Here is a 23,457-nt window from a genome sequence, read left to right as displayed (position 1 = left end):
GCGGAAAGGGCATAAAAAAACGGCTGCAGATGCAGCCGTTTTTCTTGAATCAAGTCCCGCCTGTGCCGCTGTGCCGGCATCCTGAACCTGACGGTTCAAGTTGGCTGCAGTAGTTCAATTTCGGGTTCATCGGACTAGCGACGCTCACGCCCATCGAACAATCCCACAGCCTATGCTCGTAAATGGTTCAAGGAATATATGGCAATCGCGAACACGGCAGGAGTACGAAGTCTAACCGATTCATGTTCGTCCTCCAAGAGCTCTGTCGAAAATAAGTCGACGATTTTGTAACCGGATTTTGGGCAGGTGTTGCGGCGGCGGCAATAAAGCGAAATGGCTGCCCGGGGCAGCCATTTTCTTGACGCGGACGTAAAAGATTTCCGCTGCGAGGTGTCACCGCGCCGTTACGCTCAGAACAGTTTTTCCTGCGGCGCCAGCGCCTGGTCCACCACCTCGGTGAGGGCAGTGATCTGTTGCTGCCACTGGGCAATGGTCAGACCGGCAAAGGGACCTTCGGCGCGCTGCATGCTCAGCAACTCGGCGGCGATGCCCAGCCCGGCCATCACGGCGATGCGGTCGGTACCCTTGATGCGGCCGGCGTCGCGGATGGCGCGCATCCTCTGGTCGAGGTAGGCCACGGCATGATGCAGCGCGGCCTGTTCGCCTTCCTGGCAGGCCAGGGTGTAGGACTGGCCCATGATGGTGGCGTTGATCTGGATGGTGCTCATGCGGCCTCCTCATCGGCCGCAGCCGCTTCTTCCACTTCGGCCACCGGCAGTTGTGCCAGAACGGCGGCCACGCGCTCGTAAGCGTGGTCCACGCGCGAGGCGAGGGTGGTGTTGTCTTCGGAGAGCAGTTTGACTTTCCGGCGCAGCTCGGCATTTTCTTCGCGCAGGCCTTGTGCCAGCTTGGCGAGCTGAGTGACTTTTTCAGCCAGTTGCAGGAATTCGGAACTCATGTGTTGATTTGTTCGCAGAGATGGGATGACGCCGGACGCCGCCAGCGCAGGTCAGAGATGTTCAGGATCACGACGCTTCAATCGCACAATTATAAGCGCATTGCCACGCCACCTGAACAAGAACGGCCGCACACGGCGGCCGGATGGGTTGGTCAGCGCCAGCGGGGTTTGGTTCCCGGCGTCGCCCCGCCCCGCTATTCCTTGCGCCGCGTGGCCTGGCCGTGCATGCGCATGTAGCCCTGCTGCAGCACGAAGTTGTCGAAGGCCGTCAGCAGCGGGTGATATTTCTCGCTGTTGCGTTCCAGCTGCATGAGCGCATAGCCGGTCGCTTCCAGGGTGGCCAGTTGCTCGGGCTTGTGGGACTTGCGGATGGTGTAGCGCGAGGTTGGCGTATCGATCAGCATCATGCGCGGCAGGGCCTGCAGCATGGGGTTTTCGAAGAGCATCTTGCGGCTCTTGCGCCAGGTGCCGTCGAGAATCACCAGGCGGATGCGCTTGAGCGTCTGCTTCTTGTCCACCATCATGGTGCGCGCATCGAAATAGCGGGTCTCGGGTGTGCAGACGTCGTCCGTGTAGAGCAGCACCGGATGCACGGTCTCGCCGGCCGGGACATTGCGCAGGCGGGACGGCGCATGCAGCATCGCTTCCAGTTCCTCCGGATCGAACACCGAGCCGACCACCAGCTTGCTGTAGGGCAGGCTCAGGTGCAGCAGCCTGACGCTGTTCTTGGCGTTGCTCACTTCAAGCGGGTGCTGCAGGATCAGCACATCGACGGCGTGATCAATGGGGGAGGTCCAGTGGCAGATACATGCCGTCAGCGCGCGTTGGCAGATGGGGCAGAGCAGTCTGCGGGCCAATTGTTGATCGTGGTTGGAAACCAAAATGTTCAGCCTTCTGTAGTTTAGCGATGGTCACCGTGCAGGGCGGCAGGGGTGCGCGTAGCTTTCTGCGCAGTCCGCTGCCGTTTGATGAACCCGTTCATCGTGGGCCGTAGATTGGACTTTGTACTGCCATACGTCAATCGACATAAAGCGAAGAAATTCTCGATTTTTGGGGAAAAGTGGTTGGCATTTTGCTGATTTCGGTTTGCAGCCCTTGCGCTCACCCGTCGCGTGGGAGATTCTGGAAAGCTTTGCTGCTCGCCGCTACCAGCATGGGCCGGCAAGCCGTGGAGGCTGCCCCGCGGGTGTCACACCTTCAGGAAATCTTCACGTCCGCCGAGCCAGCGGGCCAGATGGCGGTCGACGATGTCCGGTGCATGTTGCAACAAGGCCTGGGCGGTATCGCGGGCTTTTTCGACCAGCCATTGATCGGTTGCCAGATCGGCAAAACGCAACATGGCTTCACCCGACTGCCTTGCCCCGAGGAATTCTCCCGGGCCGCGAATATCCAGATCGCGCCGGGCGATCTCGAAACCGTCGGTGGTTTCGCGCATGGTGGCCAGGCGCTGCTTGGCGGTACCACCCAGCGGGCCCTGATAGAGCAGCAGGCAGACGCTGGCCGCCGACCCCCGTCCCACCCGTCCGCGCAACTGGTGCAGTTGCGACAGGCCGAAGCGCTCGGCATGCTCGATCACCATCAGCGAGGCGTTGGGGACATCCACCCCCACTTCGATGACGGTGGTGGCCACCAGCAGGTGAATGGCGCCACGGCTGAAGCCTTCCATCACGATCTGTTTTTCCACCGGTTTCATGCGCCCGTGCACCAGCCCGATCTGCAGGTCCGGCAGGGCCGCCGAGAGGGCGGCATGGGTGTCGGTCGCGGTCTGCAATTGCAAAGCCTCGGATTCCTCGATGAGCGGGCAGACCCAATAAATCTGCTTGCCTTCCAGTGCTGCCGCATGCACCCGCTCGATGACTTCATCGCGGCGGTTCTGGTCGATCACGCGGGTGACGATGGGGGAGCGCCCTGGCGGCAGTTCATCGATTACCGAGACTTCCAGATCGGCGTAATAGGTCATCGCCAGCGTACGCGGAATGGGAGTGGCCGACATCATCAGCTGGTGCGGCACGGCAGCCGCCTCGCGATCGGCCGGATTGAAGCTCTTGTTGCGCAAGGCCAGGCGCTGGCCCACGCCGAAGCGATGTTGCTCGTCCACGATCACCAGGCCCAGGTTCTCGAATTGCACCGTGTCCTGGATCAGCGCATGCGTGCCGATGACCAGCCGTGCCGCGCCGGATTCGATGTGGGCCAGTGCCTCGGTCTTTTCCTTTTTCTTCTGGCTGCCCGAGAGCCAGGCTACGCCCACGTTGAGCGGCTCCATCCAGGCCGCGATCTTGCGGAAATGCTGTTCGGCCAGGATTTCGGTCGGTGCCATCAGCACCGCCTGGCAGCCGCTGTCGATGGCCTGGGCGGCCGCCAGCGCGGCCACCACCGTCTTGCCGCTGCCGACATCGCCCTGCAGCAGGCGCTGCATGGGGAAGGACTGGCGCAGGTCAGCGCGGATTTCTTCGAGTACGCGCTGCTGGGCAGCGGTCAGCTGGAAGGGCAGGACCTTGGTCAGTTCCTCGGTGACGCGTCCCGTCACGGGCAAAGCGCGCGAGGTCTTGGCCCGGCGCGCGGCCTGGGCGCGCTTGAGCGAGAGCTGCTGGGCCAGCAATTCATCGAACTTCATGCGGATCCAGGCAGGGTGTGAACGTTCGATCAGGGCATGCTCATCCACGTCCGGCGGCGGATTGTGCAGCAGCCGCACCGACGGTTCGAAGCCGGCCAGGTTCAGGGTCTCCAGCATGGACGGGGGCAGCGTATCGCTCCAGTCCAGCCGGCTCATGGCGTTGGCGATGGCCTTGCGCAGATAGGCCTGCGAGAGGCCTTCGCCAGCCGGGTAGACAGGCGTGAGGACATCGGGCAGCGGTGCCCCTTGGTTGACCACCTTGTAAGACGGATGGACCATCTCGGCGCCGAAGAAACCATGCCGCAATTCCCCGCGCACCCGCACCCGGGTGCCTTCGGCCAGCTGCTTGGTCTGGCTGCCGTAGAAGTTGATGAAGCGCATGGTCAACTGCCCGCTGTCGTCCCCCACCGTCACGATCAATTGCCGGCGCGGGCGGAACTGTACGTCGCAGGCGGTGACCACGCCTTCTACCTGCACCGTCTGCAGGCCCCGCAGGGAGGCCTCGGCGATGCTCATGAGGGTGGTTTCGTCCTCATAGCGCAGCGGCAGGTGTAGCACCAGGTCCATGTCATTGTGCAGGCCCAGCTTGGCCAGCTTGTTTTCAGGCTTGGCGGCGGCCTTGGAAGCGGGAGCGGCTTTTTTCTTCGAGGCCGGCGGGCTGTTTTTCTTCGCGGTAGCGGGCATGCGGTCGGCGTTGGTTGGACGGAGGGCCATAATGGTTAGCCGCACGCGCATATGGGAAAAACGCGCAGACAGCGTAAAATAGCGGGTTACGCTATTTTACTGTGAATATTTACAGTATCAATCCCGCCGGCAACAGTTCTTGCCCGGGAACGCCCGGCGCCAGCCCCTCTGCCGCCGCCGCGCGCATCGCCTCCATCATTATTTTGCAAGCTTGTACTCGCGCATGTACTCATTATCCGACTTCGATTTCGAGCTCCCCCCCGAGCTCATCGCCCAGACCCCGCTGGCCGAGCGCAGCGCCTCGCGCCTGCTGCAGGTGCAGGGGGCGCAACTGACCGACCGCCGCTTCTCCGACATTGTCGACCTGCTGCAAGCCGGCGACCTGCTGGTCTTCAACGATACCCGCGTCATCAAGGCGCGCCTGTTCGGTGTGAAGGAAACCGGCGGCAAGATCGAGGCGCTGGTCGAGCGCATCCTCGATGCGCGCACCGTCCACGCCCAGGTACGGGCTTCCAAGTCGCCGCCACCGGGTACCCGGATCCGCCTTGCCGATGCCTTCGATGTGACCGTAGGTGAACGTTTCGGCGAATTCTTTACCCTGCATTTCCCGGCCGATGCCTTTGAGTTGCTGGAGCAATACGGCAGCCTGCCGCTGCCGCCCTACATCGACCACGAGGCCGATGCCTATGACGAGACGCGCTACCAGACCGTCTACGCCAAGCAACCCGGCGCCGTGGCCGCACCGACTGCCGGCCTGCACTTCGATGAAGCCCTGCTGCAGCAATTGACCGCACGCGGCGTCAAGCAGGCCTTCGTAACCCTGCACGTGGGTGCCGGCACCTTCCAGCCGGTGCGGGTGGAGGACCTGTCGCAGCACAAGATGCACAGCGAGTGGTACACCATCTCGCCCGAGACAGTGGAGGCCGTGCGTGCCACCAGGGCGGCAGGGCGCCGTGTCATTGCAGTCGGCACTACCAGCATGCGCGCCCTGGAATCCGGTTCGCAGAGCGGTGAGCTCAAGGCCGGCAGCGATGACACCCAGCTCTTCATCACGCCCGGCTACACCTTCAAGACCGTGGACCAGCTGGTGACCAACTTCCACCTGCCCAAGTCGACCCTGCTGATGCTGGTGTCAGCCTTCGCCGGCTATGAACACATCCGCGCGGCCTATGCGCACGCCATTGCACAGAAATACCGTTTCTTCAGCTATGGCGATGCCATGCTGCTGACCCGTACCTGAGAAACCCGGAAAGAAAACAGAGAGCACCATGCTGGAATTCACCCTGCTGAAAACCGACGGAAAGGCCCGCCGCGGCCGCGTCAAACTAAACCACGGCACCGTCGAGACCCCCATCTTCATGCCAGTGGGCACCTATGGTTCGGTCAAGGCCATGTCGCCCTTGGAACTGAAGGAAATCAACGCCCAGATCATCCTCGGCAATACCTTTCACCTGTGGTTGCGCCCGGGGCTGGAAGTGGTCAGCAAGTTCGGCGGCCTGCACAAGTTCATCGGCTGGGACAAGCCCATCCTGACCGACTCCGGCGGCTTCCAGGTGTTTTCCTTGGGCGAGATGCGCAAGATCACGGAAGAGGGTGTGCATTTTGCTTCACCCATCAACGGTGACCGCCTGTTCCTTTCGCCAGAGATATCCATGCAGATCCAGCGCGTGCTCAATTCCGACATCGTCATGCAGTTCGACGAATGCACGCCCTACGAGATCGATGGCCGTCCCGCCACCCGTGAAGAAGCCGGCAAGTCCATGCGCATGTCGCTGCGCTGGGCCAAGCGTTCCAAGGATGAATTCGACCGCGGCGAGAACCCGAACGCACTCTTCGGCATTGTCCAGGGCGGCATGTTCGAAGGCCTGCGCGATGAATCGCTGGCCGGCCTGGAAGAACTGGGTTTCGATGGTTTCGCCATTGGCGGTCTGTCGGTGGGCGAGCCCAAGGAAGACATGATGCGCGTGCTGGAACACGTCGGCCCGCGCCTGCCGGCCGACAAGCCGCATTACCTGATGGGCGTGGGCACGCCGGAAGACCTGGTGGAAGGCGTCTCCAACGGCGTGGACATGTTCGATTGCGTCATGCCGACCCGCAATGCCCGCAATGGCTGGATCTTCACGCGCTACGGCGACGTCAAGATCAAGAACGCCAAGTACAAGAACGACGACCGTCCCTTCGACGAGAGCTGTGACTGCTACGCCTGCAAGAACTTCTCGCGCGCCTACCTGCACCACCTGCATCGCGCCGGTGAAATCCTGGGCGCGCGCATGAATACCGTGCACAACCTGCACTACTACCTGCAACTGATGCAGGAAATGCGCGACGCCATCGACGCCGGCACCTTCCAGGAATTCGTCAGCAAGTTCAAGGAAGATCGGGCGCGCGGCGTCGACTGACGGGCACATCCGCGCTCGCGCGCATCCGGTGCATCAGGCGCATCAGGCGGCCTCCTCCAGACAGAGCGTGAAGCGACTACCGGTACCGACCTGGCTTTGCACGGTGATCGCGCCGCCCATCAGGTTGGCCAGCTTCTGGCTCAGGTACAGACCCTGGCCCATGCCCTCATGCCTGCGCGAGGCCGTGGCATCGAGCTGGGTGAAGGCGCGAAAGAGTCTTTGCTGGTCATCTTCGCTGATGCCGCAGCCGGTATCACTGACTTCGATCCAGCTGGTCAGACCGGCCGCGTGGTGCTGCTGGCGCAACTGCACCTGCACCTGGCCGCGTTCGGTGAACTTGATGGCGTTGCCGATCAGGTTCAGCAGGATCTGCGCCAGTGCACGCCGGTTGGTGTGGATCCGGACTTCACCCGCATAGGGCGCCAGGTCCAGCTGCAAGCCTTTTTTGATCGCTGCCGGACGCAGTGTCGCCACGGCATGCTCGATCAGTTCCGAACACAGCAGGTCCTCGGGAATCAGATCGGCGTCCTCGGTTTCCAGGCGCGAGACATCCAGCAGGCCGGTGATCAGCGTGAGCAGGTGCTGGGCACTGTCGTGCACGGTCTGCAACTGTTGCTCCTGCTCGGGGGTGAGCGGCCCGCCCATGCGCGCGAGCAGGATTTCGGTGAAACCCAGGATGGCATTCAAGGGGGTGCGCAGTTCGTGCGAAGTGTTGGCCAGGAAGCGGTCGCGTGACTGCGCGGCCTCTTGCAGGGCGCGGTTCTTCTCGGCCAGGTCCCGTTCGATGCGTTTGCGGTCGCTGATGTCGCGCACGGCGATCATGAGGAAGGTCTCGCCCTCGATGACCAGCGGGCTCAGGCTCACGTCGACCGGAAATTCGCTGCCATTGCGCTTCAGGCCGCACAGCTCGGGCGTGGGATTGCTGGCCGGTCCGGCCTGGCCGCTGAGATAGTCGGCCAGGTTCTGCGCGTGCATGGCCAAAAAGCGCTGGGGGATCAGGACATCGATGGCCCGCCCGGTCAGCTCGGCTACCTCCCAGCCGAACAGCTCGCCGGCGCGACGATTGGCCAGCACCACGCGGTCCAGTGCGTTGACGACCACGATACCGTCGGGCAGCCAGTCATAGAGCCCGTGGACGCTGGCCGCAATCAGGCTGATGTCGCGCAGGACGGTGGCCTCGCTGATGTCGCGCTTGCAGGACAGGACGAACTGCGGTTCCCCGCGCTCATCGCGCAACAGCTTGTTGGAAACCGACAGGTGCAGCAGCGAACCATCCTTGCGCCGGCGGATGGACTGGCAATCGGCCCGGCCCAGCGCCACCGTATCGGCAAACACCCGCTCTTCCTCGGCGCGTCGCTCGGGCGGCACGATGAAGTCCGACAGATGCTGGCCCAGCACTTCCTGGGCGGCATAGCCGAAGATCTGCTCGGCGCAGCGGTTCCAGTAGACTACGCCGCCCTGCATATCCATCAGCACATAGGCATCCGGCGCTTCGCTGAGCAGCAGTTGTTCAAGTTGCTGCATCGCCGCCGCCGACGGATTCCTGCAGACGCAGCAGTTTGTCGTGGACCTGGCCGGGCAGACCCTGCCACAGGGTCTTGGCGCTCAGGTGCATGGTCTGGGTCCAGTCCTGCCAGTCTTCCCCCGTGGCCTGATACAGGGCCGGGAAATCATGCGGCGCCAGTTGCAGTTGCGGCAGCGCCCGCGCGATCTTGGGCAGGGCCGCCTCGGCCACCTGCGGCGTGCCGCAACCCAGTTCGGCCATGGCCGCCGAGAGGTACAGGGTCCAGATGATTTCCTGTGGGCGCGGCACCGGCCAGTCGTCCGGCAGCGCCGGTGCTTCGTAGTGCAGTACGGCATCACAGAACAGATCCGGAATCTTCCAGTCCTGCATCAGCGCCGCCGCGATATTGAGGTGGTTGAAGCCGAACAGCGACTGCTCCATCGCCAGTTGCGCCGAGGGCTCCAGCGGGCGCGTCAGCAACGAGGAGTAACCCCCAGGGTGGGCCGAAGCCAGCGTCAGCCTGCCGATGTTGGCCAACAGACCCGTGGTGAACATTTCGCCCAGCGGTGCCACGCGCGTATGACTGCTGATGGCCTGGGCGCTGCAGGCCATGGCGAAGCTGTGCGCCCAGAAGGCCGGCAACTTGAAGTTCACACACGAGGCCGGTGCCGTGGTCTCTGCCAGCGACAGCGCCAGGGCCAACTGGCGTACCGCTTGCAGACCGACCAGCAGCAGGCTGTCCATGCTGACCGAGGCGATCGGACGCACGCGCTCGGCATTGAGTACGTTGACGATGCGGATGATGCGTCCGGACAGGGCCGGATCGGCCTGCACCAGATGGATCAGTTCGTGCATGTCGGGATCATCCTGCGCGCACAGGCGCATGATGGTCAGGCGCACCCCACCGGGCGAGGGCAGGGCTTGTGCACTGCGGAGCTTCTCGAACAGGGTGGGTTCAATGAAGGTGAGCATCATTTGCCGTCCTGGTTGCGGTTGTAGATATCGACCACTTCCTCCCAGCCGGCAAAGAAGGCTTCCACGCAGCGCGGATCGAAATGGCTGCCGGCATTGTCGCGCAGATAACGCGCGGCGTCTTCCAGGCTCCAGCCTTTTTTGTAGGGGCGCGACGAGGTCAGTGCGTCGAATACGTCGGCCACCGCCACGATACGGCCATACAGCGGGATCTGGTCAGCCTTGAGTGCATTGGGATAGCCGCTGCCGTCCCATTTCTCATGATGCGTCTGGGCGATCTGCGAGGCCGTCTGCAGCAGTGCCGACGGACTGCCGCGCAGAATGTCTGCGCCGATCTGGGCGTGCAGGCGCATGACCTTCAGTTCTTCCTCGTCCAGCCGTCCAGGTTTGAGCAGGATGTGGTCGGGGATCCCCATCTTGCCGATGTCGTGCATGGGCGATGCCGCCAGCAGCAGGTCCTGTTCTTCCTTGGGCAAGCCCAGGTGGGCGGCAATGACGCGGGTGTAGTTGGACATGCGCACCAGGTGTTCGCCTGTTTCCGGATCGCGATAGCCGGCCGCGCGCGCCAGCAGATCCATGGAGTTCAGGGCCATCGTCGAGCTCTGTTGCGTCTTCTGTTGCACCTCCTCGGCCAGATGCTCGATCTGCTGGCTCATGGCCAGTTGTGACTTGCGCATGGCCAGCATGTTCTTCACGCGCGCCAGCAGCTCCACGCGGTTCACCGGCTTGGAGAGAAAATCATTGGCTGTCATCTGCAGCGCCTTGTGGCGCACCTGCAGGCCCATGTCGGCGGTGATCATGATGACCGGCGTCATCTCCTGCCCCGGCATGGCGCGAAAACGCGAAAGGAAATCCAGCCCGTCCATGCCCGGCATCATGTAGTCCAGCAGGATCAGATCGGGATCGTGGCTGCCGCACCAGTCCAGCGCTTCATACGCATCGGGACAGGTACTGATGCTGGTATCGGGCAATTGCGCCAGCATGTGCGTAAATAGCGACAGATTGGTCTTGTCGTCGTCGACGATCAGAATCTTCATATGTTCCCCCGGCCCCTGTCTTGAAGGTGTTCGCGCAAGGCTGCGAAGGCGTTTGCGCACTCCTCGGCCAGCGTGCGGACCTGCGCCAGGTCGCCCTGGCGTGCCGCCGTTTCCATCTGTCTTCCACATTGTCCCAGTGCCTGGATACCCAGATTCAGGCAGCTACCGGCCAGCCGGTGTCCCAGTGCCTGGATCTCGCCCAGGAGCGGATCGGCGGCCTGGCAATGCCGTGCCAGATCGTCCATGACCGGTGTGGTGTGTTCAATGAACATCTCCAGCATCTGGCCGGCCAGTGCGGTGTCGTCACCGAAGAGTTCCTGCAGGCGGGCTTCGTCCACCACCACTGCTGCGGCGCCGGAGCCGTCTGCCGACGCCTGCGCCGGCGGCAGGTAATGCTCCAGCATCGTCGCCAGTTGCGAGCGCAGCAAGGGCTTGGTCAGATAATCGTCCATACCCGCCTCCAGGCATTGTTCGCGGTCCCCCGCCATGGCATTGGCGGTCATCGCGACGATGGGGGTATGGGCCAGCTCACCCTGCAGGCGCCGGATGCGACGCGTGGTTTCGTAGCCATCGAGCACCGGCATCTGGCAATCCATCAGGATCAGCGCGTACTTGCGCCGTGCCAGTTTCTCCAGCGCCTCCGCACCATTGGAGGCGATATCGACCGCGTAGCCCATGGCATTGAGCTGGTACACCGCCACCTTCTGGTTCATCACGTTGTCTTCCACCAGCAGGAGTTCGTGCTGTTCCTGCTGCCCCGCCCGGGGCAGTGTCCTGCCCGGACGAACTGCCGGCGTCTGCATCGGGCCCGGTGCCTTGTCCTCCGGCAGCAGTGCCACTGTGCGCAACAGCTGTTGCTTGCGCAACGGCAACTGCAGTGCTGCCGCTGTTGATTTTCCGTCTATATTAAGGCCGTGTACGCCGTGGTCAAGCAGTACGCACGTCACTGCGGGGCGTTCGGCATGCAGGCGCGCCAGCACCGCAGCCGGCGGGATGTCCTGGATCTCGCTGCTGACGATGAGGGTGTCGATACCGCTGGCCGTGGCCGCCGGGCCGGTCAAGGCCGCCAGGGCGTCGCTGGCGCTGCTGTAGCGCACCGTTTCCAGTCCGGCGCCACGCAGATATTCGTGCAGCATGGCGGCGCTGGCGTCATGTGTTTCCAGCAGGGCCACCTGTCGCTTTTTGGCTGCATGCGGGCTGCTGGCGAAGCCGGGCGCTTGCGCCACGGGAATGCCCAGTTCGAACCAGAAGCAGGAGCCGCTTCCGGGCGTGCTCTCCACGCCTATCCTGCCGCCCATCAGTTCCACCAGGCGTTTGCAGATCGACAGGCCCAGTCCGGTGCCGCCGTATTGGCGCGTGACCGAGCTGTCGGCCTGCGAGAAGGGCGAGAAGAGCCGACGCAGGGTTTCCTCATCCATACCGATGCCGCTATCGCGCACCTCGAAACGCACCCGGCAGTGGTCCCCCGACACATGCAGCGCCTGGACCCGCAGCAGCACTTCCCCCACATGCGTGAACTTGAGCGCATTGCCCAGCAGGTTCAGCAGAATCTGGCGGATGCGCCCGGGGTCGCCCAGCAGCCGCACCGGCAGGCGCGGATCGACGTGGGCCAGCAGCCGCACGCGCTTTTCGCGCGCCTTGAAGGACAAGGCCTCGGCACTGGCTTCTACCACTTCCAGCAGATCGAATTCGACCACTGCGATATCCATCTTGCCGACATCGATCTTGGAGAAATCAAGCACGTCGTTGACGATGCCCAGCAGGGCCAGCGAGGAATCCTCGATGGCCTTGGCAAATTCCGCCTGCTGGGTATCCAGGCGCGTGGTGCGCAGCAGTCCGGCCATGCCCAGCACGGCATTCATGGGCGTGCGGATTTCATGGCTCATGGTGGAGAGGAAGGCGCCGCGCGTGAGCATGGCATGGTCAGCCGCCTCCTTGGCCAGGACCAGGTTGCGTGCGGCACGATGGTGGTCGCGCAACAGGCGCAGCAGGATCAGCGCGCGGATCAGCCACAGGGTCAGCAGACCCAGGATCAGCCAGGCCGGCAGGTCCGCCCGCCACAGTGCAGCCACCACCAGCACGGCAAAACCGGCCTCGGCCAGGCCCAGCAGCAGTCGCCCGTCGCGCGAGGTGGGGGCGCCTTGTGGCTCGCCCTGAGGGCTGACTGGCATCACGAGATTGTCTCCATGGGTCCCGACTCCGTTTCGATGGTGCCGGCGTACAAGGGGATGTTTCCCTTCCCGGCATAGATGGAATCAATTATAACGAATTGACTAATAAATCGCCGGAATTGTTTTATTTGCTCGCTGATTGTACGGTGAGTGTGGTCAAAATGTGGCACATCATTGTACTTGCCTGCTATTCAACTTTAGGGGTTCTGCCACGGCGCGTCTGCCCGGACGGTATGCTGATGAGTTTGAAAAATAATTAATATTATTATATTAATCATATAAATTAATTTTATTGATTTATTCGATTAATTTATTTAAGATGTCTACATAAGGAAGCAATGCAGTGGCCCAACCCGAAAGGAGCCGCAACATGCGTCATCCCCCCTTGATGGCACGCGCCCGCCTGGCGCGCCCCGATCTTCAGCGCTGGACCTGTGCGCTGCTGCTGCTCACGCTGGGCTGTTGGGCCTGGCCGCACCTGTACGCGGCCACCACGGCCAGGCTGTCCATCTCGGCGCTGGTGGCCACGCGCTGCAATGTGGTGGTCCATGTCGTCAACGGCGTGGGCGCCGTTTCCAATACCTGTGGCGCGGTGCCTGCGGGCAGCCCGGACGGTCGGGCGCTGCTGCTGGTGAACCAGCAGGAACGTTCGGTGGTGGTAGTGTATTGAGCCGGGTGTATCCGGATCAGACGCCTGCCAGTGCGGACAGGCTGGTCGCCAGGACAGCCAGCAGTACGACCGCCCAGGACGGCAGCCGCAAGCGCACCAGGCCGACGAATGCGACCAGCGCGATGAGCAGGTCGCGCGTACTGAAAATGGCACTGGTCCACACCGGCCGGTAGAGCGCGGCTAGCAACAATCCCACCACGGCCGCGTTGACGCCCGCCAGCACGGCCTGCATTGCGGCCTGGCGACGGACCTCATCCCAGAAGGGCAGCAATCCGGTCACCAGCAGGAAAGACGGGGCAAAGATCGCCAGCAGGCACAGCACGCCCCCGATCAGGCCACTGGGCCCGGCCGACATCACCACGCCCAGATAGGCCGCCAGCGTGAACAGCGGGCCGGGGATCGCCTGGGCCGCCCCGTAGCCGGCCAGGAAGACGTCCTTGTCTACCCAACCCGAGGGCACCAGTTCGGCCTGCAACAGCGGCAGCACCACATGACCGCCGCCGAAGACCAGCGAGCCGACGCGGTAGAAGATGTTGATCTGCTGCAGCCAGGGGGCGGGATAAAGCGCGGCCAGCAGCGGGATACCCGCCAGCAGACCGACGAACAGCAGCAGGCAGGCGCGTCCCGTGCGACGGCTGACCACCATGGGCAGTTGTTCCTGTCGTGCAATCCGGGGACCGTGCAGCAGCAGCCGTCCGGCCACGCCGGCGACCACGATCACCCCCAGCTGTACCAGACTGCCCTGCAAAGCCCAGGCCGCCAGCGCCGCCAGCGCCATGATGAGCAGGCGCAGCGGACCACGGCACAGCGTCTGCGCCATGCCCCACACCGCCTGCGCCACGATGGCCACGGCCACGATCTTCAGGCCGTGCACCACCTCTCCGGAAAGCCAGTGCGCATCCTCCAGCACCGACAGCGCCACCACCATCAGCACTAGCGCCGAGGGCAGGGTAAAGCCCAGCCAGGCCGCCAGCGCACCGCGACAGCCGCCCCGGAGCAGGCCGATGGCCAGCCCCACCTGACTGCTGGAAGGGCCCGGCAGGAACTGGCACATCGCCACCAGGTCGGCATAGCTCTGTTCGGACAGCCAGCGCCGACGTGCCACGAATTCGTGACGGAAATAACCGAGATGAGCAGCCGGTCCGCCAAAGGAGCTCAGTCCCAGTCGCAGGAAGACCAGGAAGATGGCCCACGCCGGTTGGCGCGGCGTGGCAGGCAAGGCGGGCAGACCGGTGGGATCGGGAACAGGGGAGGCGGGCATGCGGCAGTCAGCGTTCGGATGGGGTTGCGCGATGGCGCCTATATTAGGCGGCTTGGGGGCGAAATGAAGCTTTTTTCATGTGCCTTGCCATTTCTCGCGGCCTGCGGGGATTTTCCCGTCTGAGCAGGTGATAAAAAAGCCCGATTTTGCCTGGCTTCCCCTTGATCTTAGGCAATACATCCCGATTTGGCGGTTTGGTGCCTGCGCAGTGCTAGAATGCAGGGCTATTTTTCAATCAACCTTTGGAGCCTTACGTGTTTATTTCCGACGCATACGCGCAAACGGCCGCAGCAGCCCCTGGTGGCGTGATGGGCAACCTGGCCAGCTTCCTGCCGATCATCCTGATGTTCGTGGTCCTGTACTTCCTGATGATCCGCCCGCAGATGAAGCGTCAGAAAGAACAGAAAGCCATGATGGACGCACTGGGCAAGGGCGATGAAGTCGTCACCTCGGGCGGTCTCTTGGGTCGCATCACCAAGGTGGCCGATGGTTACATCACCATCGAAGTCGCCGAAGGCACTGAAGTCGTCGTGCAAAAGGGCGCCGTGACCACCCTGCTGCCCAAGGGCACCATCAAGGGCCTGTAATCCGGCCGTACCGGTTGGCCGGCCTGAACCGGCGAACCCATGGGCGCATCGCTGATGCGCCCATGTCGTTAGAACGGTGCGCGGCATCCTCCGGTTGCGCGCGCCGGTTCTGAACAGGGCGGCAGGTCCCTGCCTCCCTCTCCCGCAAGCAAGAAGCACAAGACCATGAATCGTTACTCTCTCTGGAAATACGCACTGATCGTCCTGGCCCTGCTGTTCGGCGTGATCTATACCGTCCCGAACTTCTTCGGCGAATCTCCCGCGGTGCAGATCAGCAGCGGCAAGTCGACCCTGAAGGTCGAGCCAGCCCTGGCCGGCCGCGTCGATCAGATCCTGAAACAAGGCAATCTCGGCGCAGAGAGTGTGGCGTTCGACAACAGCGGTTCGCAGCCCTCGGTGCGCGCCCGTTTCGCCAGCACCGACATTCAGTTCAAGGCCAAGGCCCTGCTGGAAAAGGAACTCAATACCGACCCCAGCGACCCGACCTACATCGTCGCCTTCAACCTGTTGCCCAATACCCCGCAATGGCTGCAGAGTCTGCATGCCTTCCCGATGTATCTGGGCCTGGACCTGCGCGGTGGCGTGCACTTCCTGATGCAGGTCGACATCAAGGCGGTCTTGAACAAGCGTCTGCAAGGCTTGCAGGCGAGCGTGCGCAGCCTGCTGCGTGACAAGAACATCCGCCACAGCGGCATCAACCGCGTAGGCGACAGCATCGAGATTTCCTTCCGCGATGCCGATACCCGTGACAAGGCCCGCGCCGCCTTGGGAGAGTTGCAGGAGATGCTGCTGACCGACGCCGGCAGCGGCGATGATCTCAAGCTCATCGCCACCCTCCGTCCGGAAGCCCTGAAGCAGACCCAGGAAGATGGCGTCAAGCAGAACATCAGCACCTTGTCCAAGCGCGTCAACGAGCTGGGCGTGGCCGAACCGCTGATCCAGCGCCAGGGCGCCGACCGCATCGTGGTCGAGCTGCCGGGCGTGCAGGACGTCTCGCGCGCCAAGGACATCATCGGCCGTACCGCCACCCTGGAAGTGCGCATGGTCGATGAAAGCGTCGTGCGCGGCACCGAGGAAACCTCGGCCATTCCGTTCGGCTCCGAACTGTTCAAGGTTGGCAAGGGCGCGCCCGTGGTGCTCAACAAGGAACCGGTGCTGACCGGCGACTACATCTCCAACGCCTCGGCCAGCTTCGATGAAAACCACCAGCCGGCGGTGAGCATTGACTTGAACGGCGACGGCGGCCGCAAGATGCGCGAAGCCACCCGTGACAAGGTGGGCAAAGCCATGGCCATCGTGCTCTTCGAAAAGGGCAAGGGCGAAGTCCTGACGGTGGCTACCATCCGCTCCGAGCTGGGTTCGCGCTTCCAGATCACCGGCATGGGTTCGCCCGAAGCCGCCAGCGACCTGGCCCTGCTGCTGCGCGCCGGTTCCCTGGCCGCACCGATGGAAATCATCGAGGAACGCACCATCGGCCCGCAACTGGGCGCCGACAACATCAAGAAGGGCTTTGATTCGGTGCTGTATGGCTTCGTGGCCATGGCCATCTTCATGGTCATCTACTACCAGTTGTTCGGTTTCTTCAGCGCCCTGGCACTGTCGGTGAACGTGCTGCTGCTGGTGGCGCTGCTGTCGACCCTGCAGGTGACGCTGACCCTGCCCGGTATTGCGGCTATCGCACTGGCGCTCGGTATGGCGATCGACTCCAACGTGCTGATCAACGAGCGCATCCGTGAAGAACTGCGCGCCGGCAATTCGCCGCAGGCAGCGATTGCCGCCGGTTTTGACCGCGCCTGGGCGACCATCCTGGACTCCAACGTGACCACCCTGATCGCCGGTCTGGCGCTGCTGATCTTCGGTTCCGGCGCCATTCGCGGCTTTGCCGTGGTGCACTGCCTGGGCATCCTGACCTCGATGTTCTCGGCCGTGTTCTTCTCGCGTGGCGTGGTCAACCTCTGGTATGGCCGCAAGAAGCGTCTGTCCAGCCTGGCCATCGGCCAGATCTGGAAGCCGCAGGGCGAGGCGCTGACCACCTCCGGCAAGGCCTCGGCCAAGCGCAACGCCAAGTAAGCACGGCCACACCACGACATAGCAGCACAGCCAGATTTTGAGCCGGCCTCCCCGATGACGACGGGGCCGGCACCGAAAGGATAGTGATGGAATTTTTCCGCATCAAAAAAGACATTCCCTTCATGCGTCATGCCCTGATCTTCAATGCGATCTCGGCACTGACCTTCGTGGCCGCGGTGTTCTTCCTGTTCTCCAAGGGATTGCACTTCTCCATCGAATTCACCGGTGGCACGGTCATGGAAGTGGCCTACAACAAGCCGGCCGACCTGGAGAAGATCCGCAAGTCCATCGAAGGACTGGGTTACCGCGATACCCTGGTGCAGAGCTTCGGCACCGCCCAGGACGTGATGATCCGCCTGCCCGCACAGGCCGGCGTGAACGCCAGCCAGCAGAGCGAGAAGGTCAACGCCGCCCTGCGCGCCGATGATCCGGACGTGCGCCTGCAGCGCGTGGAATTCGTCGGTCCCCAGGTCGGTGACGAACTGGCTCACGACGGCCTGCTGGCGCTGGCCATGGTGGTGCTGGGCATCGTGATCTACCTGGCCTTCCGCTTCGAATGGAAGTTCGCGGTGGCGGCGGTGATCGCCAACCTGCACGACATCGTCATCATCCTGGGCTTCTTCGCCTTCTTCCAGTGGGAGTTCTCGCTCACCGTGCTGGCGGCGATTCTGGCCGTGCTGGGTTACTCGGTCAATGAATCGGTGGTGGTGTTCGACCGTGTGCGCGAAGCCTTCCGCGACCGTCGTTTCGGCAAGCTGTCCACGCCGGAAGTACTGAACCACGCCATCACCAGTACCATGTCGCGTACCGTCATCACCCACGGCAGTACCGAAATGATGGTGCTGGCGATGTTCTTCTTCGGTGGCCCGACGCTGCACTACTTCGCCCTGGCGCTGACCATCGGCATCCTGTTCGGCATCTATTCCTCGGTGTTCGTGGCCGCCGCCCTGGCCATGTGGCTGGGGGTGAAGCGCGAAGACCTGATCAAGCCGGTCAAGGTCAAGGACGAGAACGGCGGCGCGGTGGTCTGATTCAAGGATTGTCGTACGACGCAAAAAGGGCCGCCGCGTTGACGCTGCGGCCCTTTTTCATGAGAGGCCCTTCCGGAGTGGACAGGTCCGATAACACTGCATTGAAGTTTGAACATGAGCACATCCATCGATCTGAACGATATCGACCATGAACGCCGCTTCGGCGGCGTCGCCCGCCTGTATGGCGCCGCCGCCCTGCAACGCTTCCGCCAGGCGCGCGTCTGCGTGGTCGGGGTAGGAGGGGTGGGCTCGTGGATCGTCGAAGCGCTGGCGCGCAGCGCCATCGGCCACCTGACCCTGATCGACCTGGACAACCTGGCCGAATCCAACGTCAACCGCCAGATCCATGCCTTGACCACCACGCTGGGCCAGGCCAAGGTGACGGCGCTGCATGAACGCATCCGCCTGATCAATCCAAGCTGCGTGGTCACCGAGGTGGAGGATTTCGTCGATCCGGAGAACGTCGAGCAGATGCTGGGAGGAGGTCGTTTCGATTACGTCATTGATGCCATCGACAACGTGCCGGCCAAGGTGGCCATGATCGCCTGGTGCCGCAGCCACGGCATGCCCATGGTGACCATCGGCAGTGCGGGCGGGCAGATCGATCCGACCCGGATTGAAATCCGCGACCTCTGCCGCACCGAGCAGGAACCGCTCTTGGCCAAGGTGCGCAAGCGTTTGCGGTCACAGCATGGTTTCCCGCGCGGGACCAAGAACAAATTCCACATCGACGCAGTGTTCTCCACCGAACCGCTGCGCTTTCCGGAACTGGCCGAAGGTGAAGCCTGTGAAGTTCTTCCGGCAGCAGACATGGATGTGGGCGAGGACGCCGCCGACAGCACGCAAGCCGGCGTGACCGGTCTGAACTGCGCCGGCTTCGGCTCGGCCATGGTGGTTACGGCCACCTTCGGCCTGGTGGCCGCGGCACACGTCTTGAAGAAGCTGGCCGAACAGCCTGCCGTGCAGCCGTAGCGCGGGCAGGGCCCTAGTGCCCGCCGCCCTCATCGACCCGGTGCGCCGACACGCACAGCAAGACGCTCACGCTCACCAGCACCATGGCCGCGATCTCCAGCAGCGTCGGCCAGCGCTGTTCCCACAGGAAGCCGTAGAGCAGGGCGAACAAGGTCTCGAACAGGATCATCTGCCCGATCATGGTCAGCGGCAGCAGGCGGCTGGCCTTGTTCCAGCAGGCATTGCCGAAGAGCGAGGCGAAGATCGCCACCCCGGCCGAGACCGCCACGAAGTGCATCCACTGATCGCCCGGATGCGGCTGCAGCATCACGGTAAAGGCCGGTACGGCGATGAACAGCGACAGCAGCCCGGTGACCACGCCGATCAGCAGATTCCAATCGTGTGCAGAAACTTCATGCAGGCGTCCAAGCCAGCGGCTGTTACCCACCGCATAAGTGGTCCAGGACGCCAATGCGGCGAGGGCGCAGAAGAAGCCGATGACACTTTCCTTCATATCGCCCCCAGCCGCCCCGGCCAGCGACTGCCAGGCCACGCAGGCAATGCCTGCCAGGCCCAGGGCCAGTGAGGGGGCCAGCTTGCGCAGCGAGACGGCACCGTGACCACGGCTGCCGATGATGCTCACCGCCACCGGCAGGAAGCCGATCACCAGCGAGGTCATCGCCATGCCGCCCAGTTGCACGGCACTGGCCAGGAATACGTAATAGACCACATTGCCCAAGAGGCTCAGCCACACCAGCGCGCGCCATTCGGCACGGCCCAGATGGGGTAGCAGTTTTCTGATGCGCGGGGCGATCAGCAGGGCGGCGAACAGGCCGTAGGCGAGATAGCGCCCGGCGGTCAGTTGCCAGGGAGAGAAGGCGCGGGTCAGTTCAGGTGCCAGGAAGACCAGGCCCCAGGCGGCGCCGGCCAGCGCGCCATAGAAAATGCCTTGCAGAATCGGGTTGGAACGCATCGGGATCAACGCCTACCATGTTGCAAAGGGAGGCAGTATGCCGCAGCCGCACGGCCAAGGATTGTTGCAGGCTACGGTTTTGTTGCGATCGGGTACGAAAGAAAAAAACGCCGACACGTGGCCGGCGTCTTTGCCTGCAAACGGTCCAGCCGTTCAGACCACGGAGCCGAACAGTCCTGCACCGATAAAGGCCAGCGCTACCACGCCGATACCCATGGACAGATAGGCCAGTACCGCCACCCCCGTGATGATGGTGGCCGAGGCCAGCACGATGGCCACTTGCAGCATGCCGGCGGCCATTTCCATCTTCTCGTATTTCTCCATGTAGGCATGCGCCTCGTGTTCGGCTGCGCGCGCCTTGTGGGACAGCTCCTTCTTGCCTTCACCGCTCTTCTCGTCACTGTCGTAATGGGCGATGGCATCGTCGAGCTTGGCAACGGCCGCATTGATGCGCTCATCCTTGGGATTGCCCAGCAGCGTGAGCTGCTGCCTGGCCAGTTGCGCCGCATTGCCACGGACCGACTTGGCCTGGAAGAAAGACCACAGGTTGGCCGCCTCCTGGTGTTTCAGGATGACCTCGGTCTGGTAAGACTTGGAGAGGGTTTCGGTAACGGCCAGCACCAACGCCAGGATGGCGATGAGCAGGGCCAGCTTCTTGTTGCCGGAAGCATGGGCGTGCTCGGCGTGTTCCAGGTTTTCGGTGGCTTCCGTCATGATGGTTCTTGTAATGTGGGAAAAATGAGGGCAGCCCGGTGCCAGGGCAGCGACTCAACAACGATTCATATTCGTATCGGTTGACCTGAATCGTCATGAAACTCGTATTTTCTCGTGGCGCGGCTGCGTCTGCTTGGCTTGAAAGGATTGCACTCAGGGGCAATGTTCATCGCGAACATTCGCATTTCCTCACGGTGCATCCTGTTCCGAGTGCAAGCCTCAGGATGGGCGGTTGGGTGCGTGTGCAAATGGCGTGCCCTGCAGAAGGGTTTGCCTTTGGCTACACTGTTGAGTCACAAATTCTGAAGGATTGGGATTGGATTTATTGACCGGCGTTATACAAAAAGACAATCACATAATTGTTTTTGATGAATTACATTAATGGTTCTTCGCAAGCATGACCGGGACAAGGCGAAGCTGGCCCCGCAGTACGGCGTCATGGTGCCGTAGCAGAACGCAGCCAGTCTATTGCCGAATCATCAAGCCGCCATTTGCCAGTCAGTCTGGTAGTGGCCACAGGATGCCCGTTCCCCGGTCCGGGCGTCATGACCATCGGGTCGATCAACAGGAGAGAACGCAATGTCCAACGAAGCCAAGTGCCCCTTCAACCACACCGCCGGCGGCGGCACCAGCAACCGTGACTGGTGGCCCAAGCAGTTGCGCGTGGATCTGCTGGCCCAGCATTCTTCCAAGTCCGACCCCATGGGTGAGGATTTCAATTACGCCGAGGCTTTCAAGAGCCTGGACCTGGCGGCGCTCAAGGCTGACCTGGCCAAGGTGATGACTGATTCGCAGGACTGGTGGCCGGCTGACTTCGGTCACTATGGTCCGCTGTTCATCCGCATGGCCTGGCACAGTGCCGGCACCTACCGCATCGGCGATGGTCGGGGCGGTGCCGGCCGTGGCCAGCAGCGTTTTGCGCCGCTCAACAGCTGGCCTGACAACGTCAATCTGGACAAGGCGCGCCGCCTGCTGTGGCCGGTCAAGCAGAAATACGGCAACAAGATTTCCTGGGCCGACCTGCTGATTTTGACCGGCAACGTGGCGCTGGAAACCATGGGTTTCAAGACCTTCGGTTTCGCCGGTGGTCGCAAGGATGTGTGGGAACCGGATCTGGACGTCTACTGGGGAGGCGAATCGACCTGGCTGGGTGGCGATGACCGCTACGGCCGTGGCAAGGCCGGCGCTGCCCACGGCGAAATCACCGCCGACGCCGACCGTCACGGCAATGAGCAGAGCCGCACCGCCCCCACCGGGCGCAATCTGGAGAACCCGCTGGCAGCTGTGCAGATGGGCCTGATCTACGTGAACCCGGAAGGCCCGGAAGGCAACCCCGACCCGGTGGCCGCCGCCCATGACATCCGCGAAACCTTCGCCCGCATGGCGATGAACGATGAAGAAACCGTGGCCCTGATCGCCGGTGGCCACACCTTCGGCAAGACCCACGGTGCAGGCGATGCCAAGCACGTGGGTCGTGAGCCGGAAGGCGAGGAGATGGAAAGCCAGGGCCTGGGCTGGAAGAGCAGCTTCGGCAGCGGCCTGGGTGGCGACACCATCAGCTCCGGCCTGGAAGTGACCTGGACCCAGACCCCGGTCCAGTGGAGCAATTACTTCTTCGAGAACCTGTTCAACTATGAGTGGGAGCTGACCAAGAGCCCGGCCGGCGCGCACCAGTGGGTGGCCAAGGGGGCCGATGCGGTGATCCCGCATGCCCATGGCGGTGCGCCGGTGCGTCCGACCATGCTGACGACGGACTTGTCGCTGCGCTTCGATCCGGCCTATGAAAAGATCTCGCGCCGCTTCCTGGAAAACCCCGACCAGTTCGCCGACGCCTTCGCCCGCGCCTGGTTCAAGCTGACCCACCGCGATCTGGGCCCGCGTTCGCGCTACCTCGGTCCGGAAGTGCCGGCCGAAGAACTGATCTGGCAAGATCCGCTGCCCAAGGCGGAGGCTGCACCCATCGACGCGGCGGATGTTGCGGCATTGAAGGGCAAGGTTCTGGCGTCGGGCTTGTCGGTGAGCGAGCTGGTCTCGACCGCCTGGGCCTCGGCCTCCACCTTCCGTGGCGGTGACATGCGTGGCGGTGCCAACGGTGCCCGCATTCGCCTGGCCCCGCAAAAGGATTGGGCCGCCAACCAGCCGGCCCAGCTGGCCAAGGTCTTGAAGGTGCTGGAAGGCATTCAGGCCGGGTTCAACCAGGGTGCCAAGAAGGTCTCGCTGGCTGACCTGATCGTGCTGGCCGGTAGTGCTGCCATCGAAAAGGCGGCCAAGGATGCTGGTGTGGCCGTATCCGTGCCGTTCAGCGCCGGCCGCGTGGATGCTTCGCAGGAACAGACCGACGTGGCCTCCTTCGAGCCGCTGGAACCTGTCATCGATGGCTTCCGCAACTACCAGAAGCAGCGCTATGCCGTGCGTGCCGAAGACATGCTGATCGACAAGGCACAGCAACTGACCCTGACCGCGCCGGAAATGACGGTTCTCGTCGGTGGCCTGCGCGTGCTGGGCAACAACGTCGGTGGCAGCACCAAGGGCGTGTTCACGTCCAGGGTTGGTGTGCTGTCCAATGACTTCTTCGTCAATCTGCTGGACATGGGGACCGAGTGGAAATCCACCTCGCCCGCCCAGGAAGAGTTCGAAGGCCGCGACCGCAAGAGCGGCGCCGTCAAGTGGACCGGTACCCGCGTCGACCTGGTGTTCGGTTCCAATGCCGTGCTGCGCGCCCTGGCCGAGGTCTATGCCAGCGCCGACGCCAAGGAAAAGTTCGTCAGGGACTTCGTGGCGGCCTGGGTCAAGGTGATGGATCTGGATCGCTATGATCTGAAGAAGTAAGCAATCAAGCAATCAAGCAGTGAAGCGATGAG

General features: G+C 62.9%; 20 protein-coding genes and 1 other RNA gene. 9 read left to right on the top strand and 12 right to left on the bottom strand.

Annotated elements, in window-relative coordinates; genetic code table 11:
* Nucleotides 1-49: 49 nt before the first annotated feature.
* The 5 genes from ssrS to recG form a co-directional block, all read right to left on the bottom strand.
* Nucleotides 50-226, bottom strand: a non-coding RNA gene (gene ssrS / locus HNO82_RS13910) — 6S RNA.
* A 184-nt stretch (nucleotides 227-410) separates the two neighbouring features.
* Nucleotides 411-728: a cell division protein ZapA gene (locus tag HNO82_RS13905; protein ID WP_008326561.1), complete on the bottom strand. Its 318-nt coding sequence runs from the start codon at nucleotides 726-728 to the stop codon at nucleotides 411-413.
* On the bottom strand, nucleotides 725-958 hold the full coding sequence (locus tag HNO82_RS13900) for a hypothetical protein (protein ID WP_008326562.1): 234 nt from the start codon (nucleotides 956-958) through the stop codon (nucleotides 725-727). The genes HNO82_RS13905 and HNO82_RS13900 overlap by 4 nt, the downstream gene beginning before the upstream one ends.
* Before the next feature lie 194 nt (nucleotides 959-1,152).
* Nucleotides 1,153-1,839, bottom strand: coding sequence for a tRNA-uridine aminocarboxypropyltransferase (locus HNO82_RS13895; protein WP_008326563.1), 687 nt, complete (start codon nucleotides 1,837-1,839; stop codon nucleotides 1,153-1,155).
* Between the two features lie 308 nt (nucleotides 1,840-2,147).
* The gene (recG, locus tag HNO82_RS13890; RefSeq protein ID WP_088757355.1) at nucleotides 2,148-4,256 is read right to left on the bottom strand and encodes an ATP-dependent DNA helicase RecG; all 2,109 of its coding nucleotides are present in this window, start codon (nucleotides 4,254-4,256) and stop codon (nucleotides 2,148-2,150) included.
* Nucleotides 4,257-4,479: 223 nt separating this feature from the next.
* On the opposite strand from recG, the gene queA reads away from it, so the two are divergent.
* Together queA and tgt are read left to right on the top strand one after the other, a co-directional pair.
* Entirely contained in the window at nucleotides 4,480-5,496 is a 1,017-nt protein-coding gene (gene queA / locus HNO82_RS13885) for a tRNA preQ1(34) S-adenosylmethionine ribosyltransferase-isomerase QueA (protein ID WP_175344124.1), read from the top strand.
* Between the two features lie 28 nt (nucleotides 5,497-5,524).
* Nucleotides 5,525-6,655 carry a tRNA guanosine(34) transglycosylase Tgt gene (gene tgt, locus HNO82_RS13880; RefSeq protein ID WP_175344123.1) on the top strand — a complete coding sequence of 377 codons (1,131 nt, stop codon included), beginning with the start codon at nucleotides 5,525-5,527 and terminating at the stop codon, nucleotides 6,653-6,655.
* A gap of 42 nt (nucleotides 6,656-6,697) precedes the next feature.
* Here tgt and HNO82_RS13875 read toward each other — a convergent pair whose 3' ends face one another.
* From HNO82_RS13875 to HNO82_RS13860, 4 genes are read right to left on the bottom strand one after another with little or no spacing between them, the layout of a single operon-like run.
* Nucleotides 6,698-8,179 (bottom strand): PAS domain-containing sensor histidine kinase, encoded by a 1,482-nt coding sequence (locus tag HNO82_RS13875; RefSeq protein WP_175344122.1) that lies wholly within the window; start codon nucleotides 8,177-8,179, stop codon nucleotides 6,698-6,700.
* Nucleotides 8,166-9,134 carry an HDOD domain-containing protein gene (locus HNO82_RS13870; protein ID WP_175344121.1) on the bottom strand — a complete coding sequence of 323 codons (969 nt, stop codon included), beginning with the start codon at nucleotides 9,132-9,134 and terminating at the stop codon, nucleotides 8,166-8,168. Before HNO82_RS13870 ends, HNO82_RS13875 begins: the two co-directional genes overlap by 14 nt.
* Nucleotides 9,131-10,168, bottom strand: a complete 1,038-nt coding sequence (locus tag HNO82_RS13865) for an HD domain-containing phosphohydrolase (protein WP_175344120.1) — start codon at nucleotides 10,166-10,168, stop codon at nucleotides 9,131-9,133. Before HNO82_RS13865 ends, HNO82_RS13870 begins: the two co-directional genes overlap by 4 nt.
* Nucleotides 10,165-12,339: an ATP-binding protein gene (locus tag HNO82_RS13860; RefSeq protein ID WP_249777006.1), complete on the bottom strand. Its 2,175-nt coding sequence runs from the start codon at nucleotides 12,337-12,339 to the stop codon at nucleotides 10,165-10,167. Before HNO82_RS13860 ends, HNO82_RS13865 begins: the two co-directional genes overlap by 4 nt.
* A gap of 370 nt (nucleotides 12,340-12,709) precedes the next feature.
* On the opposite strand from HNO82_RS13860, the gene HNO82_RS13855 reads away from it, so the two are divergent.
* Nucleotides 12,710-13,009, top strand: a complete 300-nt coding sequence (locus HNO82_RS13855) for a hypothetical protein (protein WP_175344118.1) — start codon at nucleotides 12,710-12,712, stop codon at nucleotides 13,007-13,009.
* A gap of 16 nt (nucleotides 13,010-13,025) precedes the next feature.
* On the opposite strand, the gene chrA is transcribed toward HNO82_RS13855, so the two are convergent.
* Nucleotides 13,026-14,270, bottom strand: coding sequence for a chromate efflux transporter (chrA, locus tag HNO82_RS13850; RefSeq protein WP_175344117.1), 1,245 nt, complete (start codon nucleotides 14,268-14,270; stop codon nucleotides 13,026-13,028).
* A 254-nt stretch (nucleotides 14,271-14,524) separates the two neighbouring features.
* Between chrA and yajC the strand changes: the two genes are divergently transcribed.
* The 4 genes from yajC to tcdA all read left to right on the top strand — a co-directional run bounded on the left by yajC (nucleotide 14,525) and on the right by tcdA (nucleotide 18,930).
* Nucleotides 14,525-14,857, top strand: a complete 333-nt coding sequence (gene yajC, locus HNO82_RS13845) for a preprotein translocase subunit YajC (protein WP_175344116.1) — start codon at nucleotides 14,525-14,527, stop codon at nucleotides 14,855-14,857.
* 165 nt (nucleotides 14,858-15,022) lie between these two features.
* Nucleotides 15,023-16,927, top strand: coding sequence for a protein translocase subunit SecD (secD, locus tag HNO82_RS13840; RefSeq protein ID WP_008326583.1), 1,905 nt, complete (start codon nucleotides 15,023-15,025; stop codon nucleotides 16,925-16,927).
* An 86-nt stretch (nucleotides 16,928-17,013) separates the two neighbouring features.
* Nucleotides 17,014-17,958 (top strand): protein translocase subunit SecF, encoded by a 945-nt coding sequence (gene secF / locus HNO82_RS13835; RefSeq protein ID WP_175344115.1) that lies wholly within the window; start codon nucleotides 17,014-17,016, stop codon nucleotides 17,956-17,958.
* A gap of 114 nt (nucleotides 17,959-18,072) precedes the next feature.
* The gene (gene tcdA / locus HNO82_RS13830; RefSeq protein WP_008326586.1) at nucleotides 18,073-18,930 is read left to right on the top strand and encodes a tRNA cyclic N6-threonylcarbamoyladenosine(37) synthase TcdA; all 858 of its coding nucleotides are present in this window, start codon (nucleotides 18,073-18,075) and stop codon (nucleotides 18,928-18,930) included.
* A gap of 13 nt (nucleotides 18,931-18,943) precedes the next feature.
* Here the strand turns inward: tcdA and HNO82_RS13825 are convergent, their stop codons facing one another.
* Together HNO82_RS13825 and HNO82_RS13820 are read right to left on the bottom strand one after the other, a co-directional pair.
* The gene (locus HNO82_RS13825) at nucleotides 18,944-19,882 is read right to left on the bottom strand and encodes a DMT family transporter (RefSeq protein WP_008326588.1); all 939 of its coding nucleotides are present in this window, start codon (nucleotides 19,880-19,882) and stop codon (nucleotides 18,944-18,946) included.
* A gap of 153 nt (nucleotides 19,883-20,035) precedes the next feature.
* Entirely contained in the window at nucleotides 20,036-20,596 is a 561-nt protein-coding gene (locus HNO82_RS13820) for a DUF4337 domain-containing protein (RefSeq protein ID WP_175344114.1), read from the bottom strand.
* A 95-nt stretch (nucleotides 20,597-20,691) separates the two neighbouring features.
* Between HNO82_RS13820 and HNO82_RS13815 the strand changes: the two genes are divergently transcribed.
* On the top strand, nucleotides 20,692-20,925 hold the full coding sequence (locus HNO82_RS13815; RefSeq protein WP_175344113.1) for a hypothetical protein: 234 nt from the start codon (nucleotides 20,692-20,694) through the stop codon (nucleotides 20,923-20,925).
* A 250-nt stretch (nucleotides 20,926-21,175) separates the two neighbouring features.
* The gene (gene katG / locus HNO82_RS13810) at nucleotides 21,176-23,425 is read left to right on the top strand and encodes a catalase/peroxidase HPI (protein ID WP_175344112.1); all 2,250 of its coding nucleotides are present in this window, start codon (nucleotides 21,176-21,178) and stop codon (nucleotides 23,423-23,425) included.
* Nucleotides 23,426-23,457 lie beyond the last annotated feature (32 nt).

The sequence above is a fragment of the Herbaspirillum sp. C9C3 genome (assembly GCF_013359625.1).
Taxonomy (GTDB): Bacteria; Pseudomonadota; Gammaproteobacteria; order Burkholderiales; family Burkholderiaceae_D; genus Herbaspirillum.
The sequence above is the reverse complement of the archived record's forward strand: the minus strand, read 5'-3'. Positions and strand labels throughout refer to the sequence as shown.

What these genes read in the sequence shown, in the direction of transcription:
- HNO82_RS13905 (WP_008326561.1), bottom strand. Translation starts at nt 728, where the DNA reads ATGAGCACCATCCAGATCAACGCCACCATCATGGGCCAGTCCTACACC.
- HNO82_RS13900 (WP_008326562.1), bottom strand. Translation starts at nt 958, where the DNA reads ATGAGTTCCGAATTCCTGCAACTGGCTGAAAAAGTCACTCAGCTCGCC.
- recG (WP_088757355.1), bottom strand. Translation starts at nt 4,256, where the DNA reads ATGCCCGCTACCGCGAAGAAAAACAGCCCGCCGGCCTCGAAGAAAAAA.
- queA (WP_175344124.1), top strand. Translation starts at nt 4,480, where the DNA reads ATGTACTCATTATCCGACTTCGATTTCGAGCTCCCCCCCGAGCTCATC.
- tgt (WP_175344123.1), top strand. Translation starts at nt 5,525, where the DNA reads ATGCTGGAATTCACCCTGCTGAAAACCGACGGAAAGGCCCGCCGCGGC.
- HNO82_RS13875 (WP_175344122.1), bottom strand. Translation starts at nt 8,179, where the DNA reads ATGCAGCAACTTGAACAACTGCTGCTCAGCGAAGCGCCGGATGCCTAT.
- HNO82_RS13870 (WP_175344121.1), bottom strand. Translation starts at nt 9,134, where the DNA reads ATGATGCTCACCTTCATTGAACCCACCCTGTTCGAGAAGCTCCGCAGT.
- HNO82_RS13865 (WP_175344120.1), bottom strand. Translation starts at nt 10,168, where the DNA reads ATGAAGATTCTGATCGTCGACGACGACAAGACCAATCTGTCGCTATTT.
- HNO82_RS13860 (WP_249777006.1), bottom strand. Translation starts at nt 12,339, where the DNA reads ATGCCAGTCAGCCCTCAGGGCGAGCCACAAGGCGCCCCCACCTCGCGC.
- HNO82_RS13855 (WP_175344118.1), top strand. Translation starts at nt 12,710, where the DNA reads ATGCGTCATCCCCCCTTGATGGCACGCGCCCGCCTGGCGCGCCCCGAT.
- chrA (WP_175344117.1), bottom strand. Translation starts at nt 14,270, where the DNA reads ATGCCCGCCTCCCCTGTTCCCGATCCCACCGGTCTGCCCGCCTTGCCT.
- secD (WP_008326583.1), top strand. Translation starts at nt 15,023, where the DNA reads ATGAATCGTTACTCTCTCTGGAAATACGCACTGATCGTCCTGGCCCTG.
- secF (WP_175344115.1), top strand. Translation starts at nt 17,014, where the DNA reads ATGGAATTTTTCCGCATCAAAAAAGACATTCCCTTCATGCGTCATGCC.
- tcdA (WP_008326586.1), top strand. Translation starts at nt 18,073, where the DNA reads ATGAGCACATCCATCGATCTGAACGATATCGACCATGAACGCCGCTTC.
- HNO82_RS13825 (WP_008326588.1), bottom strand. Translation starts at nt 19,882, where the DNA reads ATGCGTTCCAACCCGATTCTGCAAGGCATTTTCTATGGCGCGCTGGCC.
- HNO82_RS13820 (WP_175344114.1), bottom strand. Translation starts at nt 20,596, where the DNA reads ATGACGGAAGCCACCGAAAACCTGGAACACGCCGAGCACGCCCATGCT.
- HNO82_RS13815 (WP_175344113.1), top strand. Translation starts at nt 20,692, where the DNA reads ATGAAACTCGTATTTTCTCGTGGCGCGGCTGCGTCTGCTTGGCTTGAA.
- katG (WP_175344112.1), top strand. Translation starts at nt 21,176, where the DNA reads ATGTCCAACGAAGCCAAGTGCCCCTTCAACCACACCGCCGGCGGCGGC.